The sequence below is a fragment of the Haladaptatus sp. W1 genome, from assembly GCF_001723155.1.
Classification (GTDB): Archaea; Halobacteriota; Halobacteria; order Halobacteriales; family Haladaptataceae; genus Haladaptatus; species Haladaptatus paucihalophilus.
Genome location: NZ_MEIH01000337.1, coordinates 1 through 17,170 on the forward strand (window position 1 = coordinate 1; position 17,170 = coordinate 17,170).

General features: G+C 64.1%; 20 protein-coding genes and 2 pseudogenes. 8 read left to right on the forward strand and 14 right to left on the reverse strand.

Annotated elements, in window-relative coordinates:
* Nucleotides 1-311 (reverse strand): aldo/keto reductase (locus tag BG842_RS19415; RefSeq protein ID WP_175424216.1); only part of this gene is annotated, 311 nt, incomplete at its 3' end.
* Nucleotides 312-460: 149 nt separating this feature from the next.
* Here BG842_RS19415 and BG842_RS19420 point away from each other — a divergent pair.
* Complete coding sequence (locus tag BG842_RS19420) at nt 461-937, forward strand: DUF6789 family protein (protein WP_069452067.1); 477 nt, start codon at nt 461-463, stop codon at nt 935-937.
* A gap of 18 nt (nt 938-955) precedes the next feature.
* Here the strand turns inward: BG842_RS19420 and BG842_RS19425 are convergent, their stop codons facing one another.
* Nucleotides 956-2,695 (reverse strand): cbb3-type cytochrome c oxidase subunit I, encoded by a 1,740-nt coding sequence (locus BG842_RS19425; RefSeq protein WP_069452068.1) that lies wholly within the window; start codon nt 2,693-2,695, stop codon nt 956-958.
* A gap of 136 nt (nt 2,696-2,831) precedes the next feature.
* Nucleotides 2,832-3,233 (reverse strand): universal stress protein, encoded by a 402-nt coding sequence (locus BG842_RS19430; protein WP_069452096.1) that lies wholly within the window; start codon nt 3,231-3,233, stop codon nt 2,832-2,834.
* Nucleotides 3,234-3,392: 159 nt separating this feature from the next.
* Between BG842_RS19430 and BG842_RS19435 the strand changes: the two genes are divergently transcribed.
* The gene (locus tag BG842_RS19435; protein WP_069452069.1) at nt 3,393-4,157 is read left to right on the forward strand and encodes an NAD-dependent protein deacylase; all 765 of its coding nucleotides are present in this window, start codon (nt 3,393-3,395) and stop codon (nt 4,155-4,157) included.
* 118 nt (nt 4,158-4,275) lie between these two features.
* Nucleotides 4,276-4,809: a DUF6789 family protein gene (locus tag BG842_RS19440; RefSeq protein WP_254663313.1), complete on the forward strand. Its 534-nt coding sequence runs from the start codon at nt 4,276-4,278 to the stop codon at nt 4,807-4,809.
* Here the strand turns inward: BG842_RS19440 and BG842_RS32825 are convergent.
* Nucleotides 4,775-5,095, reverse strand: a pseudogene (locus BG842_RS32825) (DUF6789 family protein); the annotation flags it as partial. The gene BG842_RS19440 and the pseudogene BG842_RS32825 sit on opposite strands and share 35 nt — an antisense overlap.
* Nucleotides 5,096-5,232: 137 nt before the next feature.
* Between BG842_RS32825 and BG842_RS19450 the strand changes: the two are divergent.
* Nucleotides 5,233-6,081: an aldo/keto reductase gene (locus BG842_RS19450; RefSeq protein WP_069452071.1), complete on the forward strand. Its 849-nt coding sequence runs from the start codon at nt 5,233-5,235 to the stop codon at nt 6,079-6,081.
* A 9-nt stretch (nt 6,082-6,090) separates the two neighbouring features.
* Here BG842_RS19450 and BG842_RS19455 read toward each other — a convergent pair whose 3' ends face one another.
* The 4 genes and pseudogenes from BG842_RS19455 to BG842_RS32000 all read right to left on the reverse strand — a co-directional run.
* Complete coding sequence (locus BG842_RS19455; protein WP_069452072.1) at nt 6,091-6,828, reverse strand: hypothetical protein; 738 nt, start codon at nt 6,826-6,828, stop codon at nt 6,091-6,093.
* Nucleotides 6,829-6,858: 30 nt separating this feature from the next.
* Complete coding sequence (locus tag BG842_RS31990) at nt 6,859-7,593, reverse strand: protein kinase (RefSeq protein ID WP_254663314.1); 735 nt, start codon at nt 7,591-7,593, stop codon at nt 6,859-6,861.
* Nucleotides 7,590-8,114, reverse strand: coding sequence for a hypothetical protein (locus BG842_RS31995; RefSeq protein WP_254663316.1), 525 nt, complete (start codon nt 8,112-8,114; stop codon nt 7,590-7,592). The genes BG842_RS31990 and BG842_RS31995 overlap by 4 nt, the downstream gene beginning before the upstream one ends.
* Nucleotides 8,115-8,148: 34 nt before the next feature.
* Nucleotides 8,149-8,442, reverse strand: a pseudogene (locus BG842_RS32000) (HEAT repeat domain-containing protein); the annotation flags it as partial.
* Between the two features lie 176 nt (nt 8,443-8,618).
* On the opposite strand from BG842_RS32000, the gene dhaK reads away from it, so the two are divergent.
* The 4 genes from dhaK (at nt 8,619) to dhaM (ending at nt 11,915) form a co-directional block, all read left to right on the forward strand.
* Nucleotides 8,619-9,623: a dihydroxyacetone kinase subunit DhaK gene (gene dhaK, locus BG842_RS19465; protein ID WP_069452073.1), complete on the forward strand. Its 1,005-nt coding sequence runs from the start codon at nt 8,619-8,621 to the stop codon at nt 9,621-9,623.
* Between the two features lie 117 nt (nt 9,624-9,740).
* Nucleotides 9,741-10,622 carry a CPBP family intramembrane glutamic endopeptidase gene (locus tag BG842_RS19470; protein ID WP_069452074.1) on the forward strand — a complete coding sequence of 294 codons (882 nt, stop codon included), beginning with the start codon at nt 9,741-9,743 and terminating at the stop codon, nt 10,620-10,622.
* Nucleotides 10,623-10,802: 180 nt separating this feature from the next.
* Complete coding sequence (dhaL, locus tag BG842_RS19475; protein WP_069452075.1) at nt 10,803-11,534, forward strand: dihydroxyacetone kinase subunit DhaL; 732 nt, start codon at nt 10,803-10,805, stop codon at nt 11,532-11,534.
* Nucleotides 11,535-11,915, forward strand: coding sequence for a dihydroxyacetone kinase phosphoryl donor subunit DhaM (gene dhaM / locus BG842_RS19480; protein WP_007980644.1), 381 nt, complete (start codon nt 11,535-11,537; stop codon nt 11,913-11,915).
* A 38-nt stretch (nt 11,916-11,953) separates the two neighbouring features.
* On the opposite strand, the gene BG842_RS19485 is transcribed toward dhaM, so the two are convergent.
* The 6 genes from BG842_RS19485 to glpK form a co-directional block, all read right to left on the reverse strand.
* On the reverse strand, nt 11,954-12,202 hold the full coding sequence (locus BG842_RS19485; RefSeq protein WP_232423882.1) for a hypothetical protein: 249 nt from the start codon (nt 12,200-12,202) through the stop codon (nt 11,954-11,956).
* A gap of 84 nt (nt 12,203-12,286) precedes the next feature.
* The gene (ptsP, locus tag BG842_RS19490; protein ID WP_069452076.1) at nt 12,287-13,990 is read right to left on the reverse strand and encodes a phosphoenolpyruvate--protein phosphotransferase; all 1,704 of its coding nucleotides are present in this window, start codon (nt 13,988-13,990) and stop codon (nt 12,287-12,289) included.
* A complete protein-coding gene (locus BG842_RS19495; protein ID WP_069452077.1) occupies nt 13,987-14,256 on the reverse strand; it encodes an HPr family phosphocarrier protein in 270 nt (89 codons plus the stop codon). Before BG842_RS19495 ends, ptsP begins: the two co-directional genes overlap by 4 nt.
* 64 nt (nt 14,257-14,320) lie before the next feature.
* Nucleotides 14,321-14,560, reverse strand: coding sequence for a hypothetical protein (locus BG842_RS19500; protein WP_069452078.1), 240 nt, complete (start codon nt 14,558-14,560; stop codon nt 14,321-14,323).
* 9 nt (nt 14,561-14,569) lie between these two features.
* Entirely contained in the window at nt 14,570-15,577 is a 1,008-nt protein-coding gene (locus tag BG842_RS19505) for an MIP/aquaporin family protein (RefSeq protein ID WP_069452079.1), read from the reverse strand.
* A 1-nt stretch (nt 15,578) separates the two neighbouring features.
* A complete protein-coding gene (gene glpK, locus BG842_RS19510; RefSeq protein ID WP_069452080.1) occupies nt 15,579-17,117 on the reverse strand; it encodes a glycerol kinase GlpK in 1,539 nt (512 codons plus the stop codon).
* Nucleotides 17,118-17,170: the final 53 nt, after the last annotated feature.

A 17,170-nucleotide genomic window follows, 5' to 3' on the forward strand; every position in this document is an offset into this window, starting at 1 on the left:
CACTTCGGCCACGAGCCGTCGCGCTCGTCGCGCCAGAGGCCGCCCTTCGTGGCGACCACTAGGTCGGACGGGTAGGGGTGGAGCGCCTCCCCGATGAGCCGCTCGCTCACGGCCGGGCCGTAGGAGTCCGCGGTATCGATGAAATTGGTCCCGGTCGAGACGACCTCGTGCAGGATGCGGCGCGCTTCCTCCTCGTCGTCGGGCCGTCCGATGATGTCCTCGCCGGTGAGACGCATCGCGCCGTAGCCGAGTCGGTTGACCGTCAGTTCGCCGCCGATGTCGAACGTGTCGCTTTCGTTTTCGAGTGTCACGTCGCTAGCTGTGGATTCGAAGGAGGTAACGTTTTTTGGCGAACAATGCGGGGCCGTTGTTTCAGGGACGTGGCCCCTCCGCGAAAACGGTTCCATTCAGCGGCCGATGAGGGAATACCTATAAACCGCTTCCGCTCATGCCTGCTAGTATGTCACAGGAAGTCGCCGGATTTGACGACGATTCCGGTCTGCCGCCCGCCGTCGTAGAGGGGATTCAGACGTTCAAGGCGGGAATCGTGAGTACTGCTGTCATGCTGTTCATCTTTCTCGTTTCGGAGGCGGAAACGGGCTTCAATCTGGGCGTTCCGGCCGCGATAGCGAAGTTCGTCGGAATGGACGGTGAACCCTACCTCGGGTTCGCCGTCTTCGTCTTCGCCGGTGTCGTCGTTTGGCCCCTGCTGTTCGCGGCGATAGAGGACCGATTCAAAGCGATTCCGGGCGGCGACGACATCGGCGTTCGCGGCATCTTGTTCGCGCTCCTGCTGTGGCTGGCGTTCCTCGGCCTCGGGTCGATGGGACTCCAACTGGAGGGCGCGTTTTTCTTCCTCTACATCGTCTTCAGCCTGCTCGCACACCTCGCCTACGGCTACTCGTTGGGGGTCTTCTACGGCCGATTCACGCGATAAGAAGGAGTCGTGATTTGACTATTCCAACCGTTCCTCGAACCACTGCCACTCGCGGGAGAAGAAGCCGTACTCCTTCAGGTTCCACACGTCCGCGTCGGTGACGATGGGTCCGTTCCGGTAGGACTGGAGCATGTTCCACACCCAAACCAGCGTGCCGAGCGCGATGATGAACGCGCCGACGGTGGCGACTTGCTGGAGGAACGCGAACTGCGGCGGGTAACTCGCGTAGCGACGCGGTAAGCCCATCATGCCGAGGACGATGATGGTGTTGAACGTCAGCATGACGCCGACGAACGTGATCCAGAAATGGACCTTTGCGAGGGTTCTGTTGTACATTCGGCCGGTGAAGATGGGGAACCAGTAGTAGACCGCCGCGAACATGGCGAACGGAATCAGCCCCATGATGATGAGGTGGAAGTGGCCGACGACGTAGTAGGTGTCGTGGAGCATGAGGTCCACCGGAATCGAGGCGAGGAAGACGCCCGTCACGCCCCCGATGATGAACGTCGCTATCGACCCGATGCAGAACAGCATCGGTGCTGTCAGGCGGATGTCCCCGTTCCACATCGTGGAAATCCAGTTAAAGACCTTGACGGCGCTGGGCACCGCGATGGCCAGCGACACCGCCATAAAGCTCGCCCTGAGGCGCGGGTCCATCCCGGTCGTGAACATGTGATGCGCCCAGACGCCGAAGGACAGGACGCCGATGGCCAACGTCGAGTAGACGACGAACTTGAACCCGAACAGCTTCCGCCCCGCAAAGCGCGGCAGGATGAGGCTTATCAACCCCATCGGCGGGAGGACGAGGATGTACACCTCCGGGTGCCCGAAGAACCAGAAGAGGTTCTGCCAGAGGAGCGGCCCGCCACCGCTCAACGCGAAGAACGTCGTGCTGAACACGCGGTCGAACAGCAGCATGATGATGGCGCTGCCGAGCAGCGGGAACGCGAACAGGATGAGGCCGCTCATCGTGAGCAGCGTCCACGAGAAGATGTCGAGTTCGGCCCACTCCACGTCCTTCTGCGTGAACGTCGTCGCGATGATGTTGATGGCTCCCATCGTGGTGCTGAGGCCGGAGAGGTGCAGGCCGAGGAGCATCACGTTGATCATCGGATTCGTCTGTTGGCTCGAAAGCGGCGTGTACATCGTCCATCCCGTCGTCGGCGGTTCGAGCCTGAAGAACGGCTCTGCGGCCGCGTTTCCGAGTACGGGTTGAATGACGTGCCCGAAGATGTCGGAGACGAGGCCGAACCGGACCAGCAGGAACGCCGCCGGGAGGAGCCAGAAGGCGATGGCGTTGATGCGCGGGAACGCCATGTCGTCCGCGCCGATGAGGAGGGGAAGGAAGTAGTTCGCAAATCCGAATAGGATGGGCGTGGCGAAGAAAAACAGCATCGTCAGGCCGTGCATGGTGAACAGGCCGTTGTAGGTCGTGGCGTTCCACACGTCCACTTCCGGCGTGAACAGTTCCGTCCGAATCATCATCGCGTCCATGCCACCCCAGAAGAACGCGACGCTTCCGAACAGCAGATAGAGCAGGCCGATGTCCTTGTGGTCGACGGTCGTCAGCCACCGGACGAGACCGGTCGGTTTTCCGTACCCGGCCGGAAATCCGCTGACGTAGCCGCCGTCGGTCTTCGGCGTCTGCTTGGTTTTGATTGCTTCTTTGATGTTTATCGAACGAGCGAGCAAGAGCGCGGCGGCGACCAGCGTGAGTCCGAGTCCGACACCGGCCGCGGCTTCTCCGAGGAGATTCATTGTGGTCGTGTCTCTACCAAATTTCGGTAACTGTCGGTCGTGATTTCACGGTGCAATGCGGCTCGTAATCCCACTTGGGACGGACGTGTCTTAACCGACTGGGCCGTTCCCAGTCGATGAAAACGGTCGTCGATATTTATCTGGACTTTCGAAGCGGGACGCCGACGACCGGATGCCGGGTCTGCATGAGAACGGATTGGGTGTTGCTACCGAACAACACCTTCTGAGCGGGGCTCCGTTTCTGAGTCAGGCCGAGGACGATTTCGTCGGCGTCGTACTCGTCTGCGGCGGTGAGCAGGTCGTGGGCGGGGTCGCTCGCGTTCGTGTTCTGCTCCGTCTCGACGTCGAACGTCTCGCCGAGGAGGTCCTCGAACATCGAGAGCGCCTCCCGTCCCTGTTCGACCATCTCCTCGTCGTTTCCGCCGTGGAGGGAGTTCAGGACGTGAACCTCGTCGGCTTCGGTAAGCCGCGATTCGAGGTAGTCACAGAGCTTCTCGCTCGTCTCGGCGCTGTCGGTTCCAGCGACGATTCGGGTCATATGTGCACAGATACGCGGGGGAACCATAAACCGGTTGGCAGGCGAAATGACGTGATTCGGTCGGTACACGATTCTTTCACCATCGTTTTGGAACTATCGCGGTTGGCTCACCCGCGGATTTCCACAACTATACAATCCCGCTGCCACTGACACAGTGACATGAACGACATCGCTCGGCTCGCGGACCGCATCCGCGACGCCGAAACCGTCGTCGCGTTTACGGGTGCGGGGATGAGTACCGCGTCAGGAATCCCCGACTTCCGAAGCGATTCGGGTCTCTGGAATCGGTTCGACCCGGAAGATTTCTACTACCAACGGTTTCGCGCCGACCCCGCCGCGTTCTGGTCTGACCGCCTCGCGCTCCACGAGACGATGTTCGGCGGCGACATCGAACCCAACGAGGCCCACGATGCGCTCGCCGAACTCGCCGACGATGGGCAGCTAGACGCCATCATCACGCAAAACACGGACGGCCTCCACGCGCGCGGCGGCCGTGGTGATTCGATAGCCGCGGAACTGCTCGAACTACACGGCAACGCCCACCGCGTCGTCTGTGAAGAGTGCGGGCGGCGAACGGACGCCGCCCCGGTTCGTCGTCGTATCGAATCCGGCGAACTGCCACCTCGATGTGGCGACTGTGGCGGCCTCTTCAAACCGGACGTGGTGTTGTTCGGTGAGCGGTTGGACGAGGACACGCTCTATCGCGCTCGCCGCTACGCACAACGGGCGGACGTGTTCCTCGCCATCGGGTCGTCGCTCACGGTCGAACCGGCGGCGTCGCTCCCGCGAACCGCCGACCGCGGCGGAGCGACGACGGCCGTCATCAACTTCGACGAAACCCCGTTCAGTCCCACCGCCGCGTTCGACGTTCGCGGGGACGTGACCGACGTTCTCCCTGACCTCATGGCGAGCGTCGTGGAGTGACGGATACGCTTCGCATCACCGACATCGTTCCGCACCGTTCGAACGCGTCTCCGCGCCCCGAACTCTCGGATTCGTGACGGAAGAACGGTTTTTGATGGTGCGGGTCGTACGCTCTACCATGGTTGATAATGACACACAAGCGACCGTGGAGGTCGAGGTCGGCGAGGACGTCGCGGAACCCGATTTCGACAGTCTCTCCGGCATCATCACGGACGGGTTCATCGGTGCCATCGGCGGCCTCGTCGGCACCGCCGTCATGACGGCCGTTTTGCTGGTCGGGACGACCCTCGGCGCGTTCGACCTCAACTCGTTTTCCGTCCTGGCGCGGCTCACAGGTGCCGACGTGCTCCTTCCCTCGAATCCAGCGGCCGTCGGGTACGTCATCTTCCTCGGCGGCGGGATGATCACGTGGCCGCTCCTGTTCGTCTCCATCGGGTCCTACCTGCCGGGCGAGACGTACGCGACGAGGGGGATTCCCTACGGATTCGTCCTCTGGACGGGGTTCGTTCTCGCGTTCTACGACGGCTACACCGGGGTCCTGCTCGCGTTGTTTGGAGTCCCATCGACCCGAGGCCGAGGAACGCCAGCCACAGCAGGAGCGCGAACAAGATGCCGCGAACGCCGATGTCGTCGCCGCCCGGAATCGCTTTGAATCGGTCCTCTATCGCCGCGAACAGCAGGGGCCAAACGACGACACCGGCGAAGACGAAGACGGCGAACCCGAGGTAGGGTTCACCGTCCATTCCGACGAACTTCGCTATCGCGGCCGGAACGCCCAGATTGAAGCCCGTTTCCGCCTCCGAAACGAGAAAGATGAACAGCATGACAGCAGTACTCACGATTCCCGCCTTGAACGTCTGAATCCCCTCTACGACGGCGGGCGGCAGACCGGAATCGTCGTCAAATCCGGCGACTTCCTGTGACATACTAGCAGGCATGAGCGGAAGCGGTTTATAGGTATTCCCTCATCGGCCGCTGAATGGAACCGTTTTCGCGGAGGGGCCACGTCCCTGAAACAACGGCCCCGCATTGTTCGCCAAAAAACGTTACCTCCTTCGAATCCACAGCTAGCGACGTGACACTCGAAAACGAAAGCGACACGTTCGACATCGGCGGCGAACTGACGGTCAACCGACTCGGCTACGGCGCGATGCGTCTCACCGGCGAGGACATCATCGGACGGCCCGACGACGAGGAGGAAGCGCGCCGCATCCTGCACGAGGTCGTCTCGACCGGGACCAATTTCATCGATACCGCGGACTCCTACGGCCCGGCCGTGAGCGAGCGGCTCATCGGGGAGGCGCTCCACCCCTACCCGTCCGACCTAGTGGTCGCCACGAAGGGCGGCCTCTGGCGCGACGAGCGCGACGGCTCGTGGCCGAAGTGCGGCGAGCCGGGATACATCAGAAACGCCATCCTCGGTAGCCTCGACCGGCTCAACGTAGACACTATCGACCTGTATCAGTACCACCGCCCGGACCCCGACGTCCCCTTCGAAGACACCGTGAACACGTTCGCGGAGCTAAAAGACGAGGGGAAGGTCCGACACGTTGGCCTGAGCAACGTCTCCGTCGAGCAGTTGGAGGAAGCACGCGACATCGTGGATATCGCCACGGTACAGAACCGGTACAACGTCGGCAACCGCGAACACGAGGACGTGCTCGAAGCCTGTGAGGAGTACGACATCGGCTTCATCCCGTGGTTCCCGCTCGGGGCGGGCGACCTCGGCGACAAAGCCGACGTGCTCGACGACATCGCGGCGGACCACGGTGCCTCGGACCGACAGATAGCGCTTGCGTGGCTCCTCCATCACTCGCCGGTCACGCTGCCGATTCCGGGCACGTCGAGCGTGGACCACCTCCACGAGAACGTCGCGGCGTCGCACATCGACCTCACGGACGAGGAGATGGCGCGCCTCGATTGAAAACGAGGACTACCGCGTCGAAAGACCCCGAACGTTTTGCTGGAGCCGAATCGTCGCGGTGAGCAGGAACGCGCCGATCATCACGACGAAGACGCTCTCGACGCTGCTGACGAGCAACGATTCGACGCCCACGACGACGCCGAGGTCGGCGAGTCCGAGCAGGCCGGAGCAGACGAGAACCGGAAGCAGGTGACGACGGAGCGTGTCGATGGACGTTCCGCGTGCGAGCGACTCCAACCGCTCGGCGAAGACGAGGCCGTAGACCGCAAACGAGAGGCTTCCGAGACCTTTGACGAGCGAGACGACCGAACCGTGACCGAGGAGCAGGACGACGACGAGTTCGAGAAGGATGATACCGACGAAACCGACCTCGATTCGGCGCAGTTGCGAGAGCGGAATCCGTCGTTCGTCCGACGGCGGGGCCAACGTGCTGTTGTAGTACAGTTCACGCATCGCAAACGCGAGAAAGACGGTGCAGAACAGAAACGCCGCGTGACCGAGCGCGAGGAGCCATCGACCGGGAGAGAGCACGCCGACCATTCCGAGCGCGCCGTACAGCACCCCAGCGACGCCGATGGAGACGAGATACCGCCAGAACGGTCGCTGGGATTCCAAGCGGTTCAACCGGAGATTGCGGAACGCGTAGAAACCGAAGATAGCGGCCGAGACAGAAAGAAGCCCCGAACCGATGAACCGCACGACGCTCCCGCTGGCGTCAGCGCCGACCTGGGCGAGTGAGATGACCATCTGCGTGCCTCGATATGAGCGCGCGGTTATTTAATATATTCGACCCATCAGTTCTGGAGAGGTAGCGTCGATGACGTGTTCGAGCGCGACTCGAACGTCGTCGACCGTCTCGTAGCGGTTCGGTTTCCGTTTCGCCAGCGCGCGTTCGAGGAGACCGTCCAGTTCCGTCGGAAGGTCGGGATTCACGTCGGTCGGCGTCGGCGGGTCGTCCGCGGTGACCCGTTTCACGACGAGATGGGGGTCGCCCGCGAAGGGCGCATCGCCGGTGAAAAGGGCGTACAAAACCGCCCCGAGACCGTACACGTCGGTCGAGTGGTCGATACCGCTGAACGACTCGGGGTCGAGGTGCTCCGGTGTCGCGTAGGTCGACGGGACGGGCGATAGGTTGAACTCGGTCATCACGTCGGCGAGTCCCCAGTCCCCGACTTTCGGGACGGGCCACGTCGAACCGAACGTCCTCGTGAACCGAATCGAGGGGGGACAGAGGCCGCCGTGAACGACGCCGACCGCGTGAGCGTGTGAAACCGTCCTGACGATGCTGTGAGCGAACCAAAGCGAGGCGTCCAGTCCGGCGTCGAAGTGGTCGGCGAGCGTGCCGCCGCCCGTGAACTCCGTCGCGACCCACAGCGGTTCGTCGCCGCGTGCCCGGACCGTCAGCACGTGGTCGTGGTCGTCGATGGCCTCCCAGCGGTCTATCGCGTCGAAGAACGACTCGACCAGCGGTTCCTCCCTGCGGTCCGAGCGCAGCGTGAACAGGGTCGTCATGGCGTGTTGCTCGCGGGGGTCGCAGCGCGCGCGTGATGCGCGGTGACGAGCGGGGAGCGACCGACCGACCGCAGTTTCTCGAAGTCCTCGTACTCGACAGGAAGCGAACGCGACGATTCGATGTCGTCGGGAGACGGCGGCCCGGACTCGGACCCGGAACCGACGGTTCGCTGGGACGCCTGATGGGGCGTCGAGTCCTCGTCAATCGCCGAGGCGGGGTCGATGCGGAGTTTCCCGGATTCCGTGTCGGCCGTCCCCAACTGGACGACGTTGGCACCGGGCGGGAACAGCGCCGCCACGTCCGGGTCGGCCACGCTGATGACGACCGGGTCGCCGTCCAACGTCGCCCCCGAGAGCGCGTTGGAGATGTGCTGTAGCGCCTCGGTCGCGTATCGACGGATGGTCCCGTTCCCCTCGTCCCGGAGTTCGAGCAGGGAATCGAACACCGGTTCCGCCGTCCGCGGATACTCCTCGGCGACGCCCGCAACGGACGACTGCGTTTTCGCGCACCAGCGGGTCACCGTCTTCGACCAAATCGGAGACGTGCTCCATGGTCGGTTTGACGCTTCTCGGGTCCGCTTGTGCGACCTCCGCGAGCGCCCACGTCGCACCGCGTCGTACCCACTGGTCGTCGTCGGTGATGGCCTGCGTGAGGTCGGGGACGGGAACGCGTTCGGGGTCGTTGGCCGCGACCTCCGCGAGGGTCCACGCGGCGCTCGCGCGTCGTTTCGCATCGTCGGCACCGAACGAAACGATGAGGTCGGAAACGTTCCGTGTCGAATGCACGGACGCACGCTCACGCTCCTGCCGTACCCGCACTTCGCGCTCGTCGGAGTCGAACCGTGCCATGAATGTGCTCTAGTTTACCTATAGAAGTTCTGACATAGTATAAGCGTTGGGTGCGCCTCGGATTCTATCGGAAGGAGTAGTGGGGACGGAAGTTGGAACCAAGACCCGTTCTGGCGCGCCTGCCGCGCGATTCGAGGGAATCCTTATGCGCCCTGGAGTAGATGGTAACACGACACATGAAGAAACTCATCAACGAACCGTCGGCGGTCGTGGACGAGATGCTGGACGGGATGGTCGCGGCACATCCCGACGAAGTACGGCGGCTCGAGGACTCGAACGTGCTCGTTCGACGCGACGCGCCGGTCGAGGGGAAAGTCGCGGTCGTGAGCGGCGGCGGGAGCGGCCACGAACCGACGCACGCGGGGTATCTCGGGCCGGGGATGTTGGACGGTGCGGCGGCGGGCGAGGTGTTCACCTCGCCGACCGCCGACGAGGTGAGCGAGATGGTACAGGCCTGTGACGGCGGCGAGGGCGTCCTCATGGTCATCAAGAACTACGAGGGCGACGTGATGAACTTCGAGACGGCGGGGGAGCTATCCGAGATGGAATCCGACGTTGACGTCGCCAAAGTCGTCGTCAACGACGACGTGGCGGTCGAGGATTCGCTGTACACCTCCGGGCGGCGCGGCGTCTGTGGTACCATTTTCGTCCACAAGGTCGCGGGCGCGATGGCCGACGAGGGCGGCGATTTGGACGACGTACAGCGCGTCGCCCAGAAGGTTATCGACAACGTGGCGACGATGGGCACCGCGCTGACCTCCTGTATCACGCCGGAAAAGGGCGAACCGACGTTCGACCTCGGTGACGACGAAATCGAACTCGGCATCGGGATTCACGGCGAACCGGGCGTCGAACGCGTCGAGATGATGTCGGCGGACGAGATAACGGAGCGACTGACCGAAAACGTCCTCGACGACCTCGACCCCGACGAGGGTGCCGAAGTCGCCACCATCGTCAACGGGATGGGCGGGACGCCGCTGTCGGAACTGTACATCGTGAACCGAAAGCTCCAGTCGATGCTGGACGACCGGGGACTGGAGACGTGGGACGCGTGGGTCGGCGACTACATGACCTCGCTCGACATGCAGGGCTGTTCGGTTACCGTGCTGGTGCTGGACGACGAGTTGAAGGAGTTGCTGGCGCATCCGGCGGAGACACCCGCGCTGACGGTGACCGAGTAACCGGGGCAAAATTTCGTTTACCGCGAGCAGCTCTATTTAGAGCGCAGATATATTTCATCTCAGTGCCATCGTATACAAAAGTCGAAATAGGGGTTGAGAAAAGAGAGCAGCGTCAATATGACCGAAACAGCACGAACGACGGGTGACAGCACGGCCACGTTCGTCACGAACCCGTGGCTGTTCTTCGCCGTTACGTTCGCCATCACGTGGTCGTTCTGGCTACTCGCCGTCACGCTCGATTTGAGTTTCGACAGCGGAGGAGGAGTTCTACTGCTACTGGCGGGGCTTTCCGGCCCCGGAATCGCCGGAATCGGATTTACGTATCTCGTGTACGATGAACGGGGTCGAACGGATTACTGGCGACGTCTAACGAACGTTCGACCGATTGGCATCCAGTGGGTGCTCGTGATACTCCTGCTCGCACCGGTGGTGAACGTCATCGCGGCCGTCGTGGATATTCTATTCGGCGGGACGGGCGCAATCTGGAGCGAGGGCGTCCAAGGATTTGCCGCGAATCCCCTCTCGCTCGTTCCAGCGGTTTTCTTTGCGACGCTTCCCCCCTTCGTCGAAGAATTGGGGTGGCGCGGGTACGTATTAGACCGGCTTCAACTTCGTTGGTCCGCCCTCGTAGCGAGTCTGATTCTCGGCGTCGTCTGGGCGATTTGGCACCTCCCGTTGTTCTTCATCTCGGGGTCGTATCAGCAGGGACTCGGCGTCGGGACGGTGGAGTTCTGGCTGTTCATGGTCGGGGTCGTCCCGTTGTCAGTGGTGTTTACGTGGGTGTATAACAACACGTCTCGAAGCATACTCGCCATCATCCTCCTGCACGGAATGATCAACTTCACCGGCGAAATCGTCCACGTCACGCGACGAACGGATGCCATCGCGATTCTGCTCTGGATAGGGGTCGCCGTAGCGATTACGGTTATCTGGGGCCAGACGACGCTGGCCGACTCGGACGAAGTACCGAGACCACCCCCCGTAGCGACACGAAGGTAGGCTGTAGCGATAGGTACAGTCCTTCGTGAAGCGTGCGATGCGTTTCATCCGTCCCGCACGAGAGCGGCCGAGACACCACGAGTCAACTCGGTGCGCGTGGGGTATCCCGCCACGGAACGTAACCAACCACTCGACCCGAGCGAAGCTTTACCCCATCGCGCCGCGTGCTTCCAGCAAGCAATGGCTGACACAGCAACGGAGCGGGAAGCGGTGCGTTCCGCAATCGAGCGCGTCGCGGCGCGGATGGAAGAAGAGAAGGAGTACTTGACCGACCTCGACTCGGCCATCGGCGACGCCGACCACGGCGCGAACATGGACCGCGGGTTTCAGGCCGTCCTCGAAAAGACGGACGGGATGGACGACGCCGACGCCGCCGAACTCGTGAAAACGGTCGGCGTGACGCTCATCTCGGAGGTCGGCGGGGCCGCCGGACCGCTGTACGGCGGGTCGTTCATGAGCGCCAGCGCGGAGTTAGAAGACGGCATCACGGCCGAATCGACAGTGGCCTTCGCCGAGGCGTTCCTGGACAAAGTGCAGGACAGGGGTGACGCGCCGGTCGGCGCGAAGACGATGGTTGACGCGCTGACGCCCGCCGTCCACACCTACAAGAAGTCCATCGAGGAGGACGACCTCGAACCCGTCGAGGCGCTGACGAAGGCCGTCGATGCGTGCCAACGCGGCGTGGACTTCACGACGCCCATCCGGGCGAAGAAGGGCCGGGCGTCGTATCTGGGGTGGCGGTCGGTCGGCCATCAGGACCCCGGCGCGACGAGCACCCTGTGCATCGTCGAGGAACTGCAGGAGACGGCGGTCGAGTACCTCGGCGACGGGAGTCTCGAAGCGGACGCGACGTCGCCGACGGTGCCGGACGAGGAACCGACGCCCGGCGACGGCGGACCGGAGGGGGTCTGAATGGTCGGCCTCGTCGTCGTCTCCCACAGCGAACGCGCCGCGGAAGGGATTCGAGAAGTCGCGGCCGAGATGGCGGGCGACGTATCCATCGAGGCGGTCGGGGGCGACCCGGACGGCGGCCTCGGAACGAGCACGCCGGTGATTCAGGAGGCGTTGGACGCGCTCGCCGACGAGAAGGGCGTCGTCGTCCTCGTCGATTTGGGAAGCGCGGTGATGAACACGGAACTCGCCATCGAGATGGCCGACGTGGAGGCCGAAATCGCCGACGCACCGATTCTCGAAGGCGCGGTCAACGCGGCGGTCGCGGCCACGAGTCCGAAGGCGACCGTCGAATCCGTGCTCGAAGCGGCGGAAGAAGCGGCGGAGATTTCGAAGCTGTAAGTCGCCGACGGGGACGCCCTCGACCGTGTTTCGGTCGATTACGGCTCGGCGGCGTACCGAGCCTGCACCCGTTCGATGGCGTCCCGGCCGAAACTCGTGACGACCGAGAGCAGTCCAACCCCGACGGCCGCCCAGCCGAGGTAGCCGATGAGGTCGAAGGCGAGTCCGGAGTCCCAGCCGTATTCGAGGGAGACGTACGTCCGAACGGTCAGCGTGGAGAGCGCGAGGAGGACGACGATGAGGGTGAGCAACTGCCGAACCCTCCGTCGATGTTTGCGGGGCTGCATACACCTTCGTGATTCGGGACGAACAATAAATGTTGAGAAATCGACCAGTTTCGAGGGTGGCGCAGTCAGGCGATACGCATCTATTTACGCCGAACTCTCAGCCGAGAGCAGCCGACGGACTTCCGACCGCGTTTCGGCGTCGAGGATTCGCTCGGCGTGCTCGCGCGCGTCGTCGGCATCGACCTCGCGGACGTTCGCCTTCACGTCGGGAACCGTGATGGCGCTCATGCTCAACTCGTCCAGTCCCAAGCCGACGAGCAGTTCCGTCAGGTCGGGGTCGCCGGCCATCTCGCCGCACATGCCGACCCACGCGTCTCCGTCGTGGCCCGCCGTCACCGTTCGGCGAATCGCGCGGAGGACGGCGGGATACAGCGGGTCGTGGAGGTCCGCGGTCCGGTCGTTCTCGCGGGAAGCGGCCATCACGTACTGCGTGAGGTCGTTCGTGCCGATGCTGAGGAACGACACCCGTTTTGCGAGGGCTTTGGCCGCGAACACGGACCCCGGCGTCTCTATCATCACGCCGAGTTCGGGAATCGCGTAGTCGATGCCATCGGCGGCCAGTTCCTCGGCGACGGATTCGACGCGGGAAAGCGCGGCGTCCAGCTCCTCGACGGTGGCGACGAGGGGGAACATTACGGCGAGGGAGCCGTCCGCGTCTTCGTCGTCACCGGCGGCCCGGAGCAGGGCGCGCAACTGGGTGTCGAACAGGTCCGAATCGGAAGCGAGCGAGCGTCGAATCCCGCGCACGCCGAGGAAAGGGTTCTCCTCGGCGGGCGCGTCGAGGTACGGGATAGGTTTGTCGCCGCCGACATCGAGCGTTCGGACGACGACCCGCTCGCCGGGAAACGCGGTCAGCGCCGCGGTGTAGGCTTCGTACTGCTCTTGCTCGTCCGGGGGAGCGTCGCGATCGAGGAACAGGAACTCGGTTCGAAAGAGACCGATGCCGTCGGCTCCCTGCTCCGCGGCCGCGTCGAGTTCCGCGAGCGTCCCGACGTTCGCCGCGGCTTCGATTTCGCGTCCGTCCGCCGTCGAGACGTGCTCTGCGACGACGGCCGCCTCCGCGTCCGAAATCCGGCTCCGGGCGTCGTCGTCGGGGTCGATGACGACCGTTCCGTCCTCGCCGTCAACCAGCAGCTCCCGCCCGTCGCCGACTTGGGCGAGTTCATCGCCGACGCCGACCACGGCGGGAATACCGAGCGACCGGGCGAAAATTGCGGCGTGCGACGTTCGACCGCCGAAGATGGTTGCGAATCCGGCGAGCGCGTCGGGGTCGAGCTGTGCCGTGTCGCTCGGGGTGAGTCGTTCGGCGACGAGAATCGAGCCGTTCGGAAGGTCGCCGAGGTCGGTACGGTCGCCGTCCGTCACGAGTCGAAGCAGTCGGTCGCGCACGTCGCGGAGGTCGTCCGCCCGCTCCGCCATCGATCCCTCCAAGTTCTCGAAGCGGGCGATGGGGTCCTCGAACGCCCGTCGAATCGCGTGCGGCGCGGGGAGGCCGTTCTCGATGGCGGCCTCGATGCCGCCGGTTATCTCCGGGTCGTCCAGAAACGCCCGGTGTGCGTCGAAGATTTCGGCCTCGTCCTCGCCGAGGCGGTCGCGCGTTCGTTCTCGCTCCCGTTCGAGTTCCTCGTGGGCGGCTTCCTGTGCCGATTCGAACGCCGCGAGTTCCTCCTCGGGGTCGACGGTCGTCGGGTCAGGCGGGTCGCCCAAATCGGTCGTCCCGCGATACCAGACGACCCGGCCGACGCCGGCGCGCGGCGTCACCCCTGTTCCCGAAAGTTCGGTCGTCACGATTCTTCGTCCTCCGGGGTCGTGAGAACGTCCGCCAGCGCGTCGAGGGCCTCCTCGGCGTCGTCGCCCTCCGCGACGAGGTGAACGTCGTCGTCCTGCCGCGCGTTGAGCGTCGTAACCGACAACATGCTTCGGGCATCCACTGGGTCGCCGTCCACGAGGGAGACGGTACAGTCGGCGTCGAACTCGTTTGCGATCGTGACGAACCGCGCGGCTGGTCGGGCGTGCAGTCCGGCCTCCGGGACGATGGTGACGGTACGTTCCATCCGGCTCATTGTCGACAATTGGAACGGAACCCGCTTCATGCTATCGCCGCCGTCGTTTCTGCCATCAACGCCATTTCCGCAACCCCCACTGTGCACGGGTGTAGCCGAGCGCGAACAACACGGTGCCGACCAGCATCAGCGACCCGCCGAGCAGCGGTTCGTGAACCGACGTTCCGGGTGCGGAGATGGCGACGAGCGCCAGCCCGGACGCGAGGACCGCCAGTCCCACGAGACTCACCGGGTCGAGGAACACCAGTCTGAGGTAGGCACCCGTCGAACGCTTTGGGTCGTCCGAAGTCGTCACGGCGGCCCTCTAGCTCCCTCCCGCCGGGCGTTCCTGTTCCTCGTCGTGGACCGCCGGTTCCTCGGGTTCTATCTCCTCGGCTTCGAGCCTGATGACGTACCGACGCGTCAGGAAGTCGTAGAGGCCGCCGCCGATGATGCCGCCGACGATGGTCGAGACGGACGGGAGCCACCAACCGCCGCGCGGTCCGGGGAAGGCGACGCTCCCCCACCCGGCGAGATAGCCCAGAATCCGCGGACCGAGGTCGCGAGCGGGGTTCAACGCCGCCATGCTGATGGGCGCTTCGTACTGGACGAGCGCCGCGACGGTCAGCCCGATGAGGAACGCCGCGATGCCGGGCGACGCCCGCGTTCCCATCGGATTGTCGTCGTCCACCAGCGCGAAGATGACGCCGACGAGGATGGCCGTGATGACCACCTCGCTGAAGAACGCTTGCGGGAACGAGACGAGGAAAGCCGCCTCCTTCAGCGTGTTGAAGTCGCCGACTTTCACGCCCGCGAACGCCGGATTCGGGAAGAACGTCCAGAGGGTCATCCCCGTTATCGAACTGCCGGGCTGGCCGCGGACGACGTTGTTCGCCTGACTGAACTGCTGGTAGTACCCCGACCACGTGACGAGCAGGGTTCCGGCCGCCAGAAACGCCCCCACGATTTGGGAGACGATGTAGCCCGGAACGTGCTTCCACGGGAAGTCGCGCCAAACGGCGTTCGCAATCGTCACCGCCGGGTTGATGTGACCCTCCGAGACGCCGCCGACCCAGTAGACGGCGAACATCACGGCGAATCCCCACAGGACGGCCACGCCGAACAGGTCGAAGCCCCCCGTCAACACCGAGACGACGACCGCACCGTCGCCGAGGAGGATGAGGATGAACGTGCCGACGAGTTCGTTGACGTACTTCGCACCCCAATATTCCTCCATCTCTCCGCCGTCGGTAGCGACTTCTCCGCCATCGGTGGCGATTTCACTATCGCCGGAAGCGGCCTCGACGTCCTCGGTTTCCGCGTCGCTCGTCATCTCAGGCACCCCCCTCGCGCGCCCAACCGAGGGAGCGCTCGACGGCATCCTCCCAGCGGTCGTACATCTCGTCGGCCTCGGCTTCCGACATCTTCGGCTCGAACTCGCGGTCCACCTGCCAGTTCGTTCGGAGATCGTCCGTCGAGTCCCAGTAGCCGACGGCGAGTCCGGCGGCGTAGGCCGACCCGAGCGCCGTCGTCTCGTCCACCACGGGGCGAACGATGTCCGCCCCTAGAATATCGGCCTGCAACTGACAGAGGAAGTTGTTCTTCACCGCACCGCCGTCGACTTTCAACGACTCGATGTCGATGCCGCTGTCGGCCTCCATCGCCTCGGCCACGTCGCGGGTCTGGTAGGCGATGGATTCGAGCGTCGCCCGAACGATGTGCGCGGGTCGAGTTCCGCGCGTCATCCCGACGAGGGTGCCGCGGGCGCGCTGGTTCCAGTGTGGCGCACCGAGGCCGGTGAACGCCGGAACCATGTACACGCCGTCCGTCGAATCGACGCTTCGAGCCATCGACTCCGTGGCCGCCGCGTCGTCGATGAAGCCGACGTCCGCGAGCCACTCGATGGCCGCGCCGGTGACGAAGATGGAGCCTTCGAGCGCGTACTGCACCGGTTCGCCCGAGCGCTGGAACCCGACCGTCGTGAGGAGGCCGTGTTCGCTCTCGACGGCCTCGTCGCCGGTGTTGAGCAGGAAGAAACTCCCCGTCCCGTAGGTGTTCTTGGCGTCCCCGGCGTCGAAGCAGGTCTGGCCGAACAGCGCCGCCTGCTGGTCGCCGAACGCGCCCGCGACCGGGACTTCCGCGCCGAGGAACCCGTCGGGGTCGGTCGAGCCGTAGGTCTCGTCGTCGCTCGACGGGCGGACTTCGGGCAACATCTCGCGCGGGACGCTGAACTCCTCACAGAGTTCGTCGTCCCAGTCCATCTCGTGGATGTCGAACAGCATCGTTCGGGACGCGTTCGTCACGTCCGTGATGTGCTCGCCCGTCAGGTTGTATATCAGCCACGAGTCGATGGTTCCGAACAGGATTTCGCCCTCCTCGGCGCGCTCCCGGATGTCCGCCGGGCGGGCGCGTTGGAGTTTTATCGGGTCGGTGTTGTCGAGCAGCCATTCGGCTTTCGTCGCCGAGAAGTACGCGTCCGGTTCCAACCCCGTCTTCGCCCGAATGTCCTCGACCTTGCCCTCCGACTCCAACTGCTCAACCCGGTCGGTCGTGCGGCGGTCCTGCCACACGATGGCGTCGTGTATCGGACTGCCGCTATCGGCGTCCCACAGCAGGGTCGTCTCGCGCTGGTTCGTGATGCCGATGGCCTCCAACTGGTCGGCAGCGACGTCGGCCTCGTCCAGTGCGGTCGTGACGACGTGTTGCGTGTTCTCCCAGATTTCGAGCGGGTCGTGTTCGACCCATCCCGGTTCCGGGTATTTCTGTTCGTGCTTCTCGTAGGCGCTTTCGACGACGCGACCGTCATGGTCGAACAGCATGAACCGCGTTCCGGTCGTCCCTTGGTCGATAGCGCCGACATACGTATCTGGCATTGGATCCCCCATTCGGTGTGCCGGTCCGTTCCCCCACTCGGACACACCTCGGG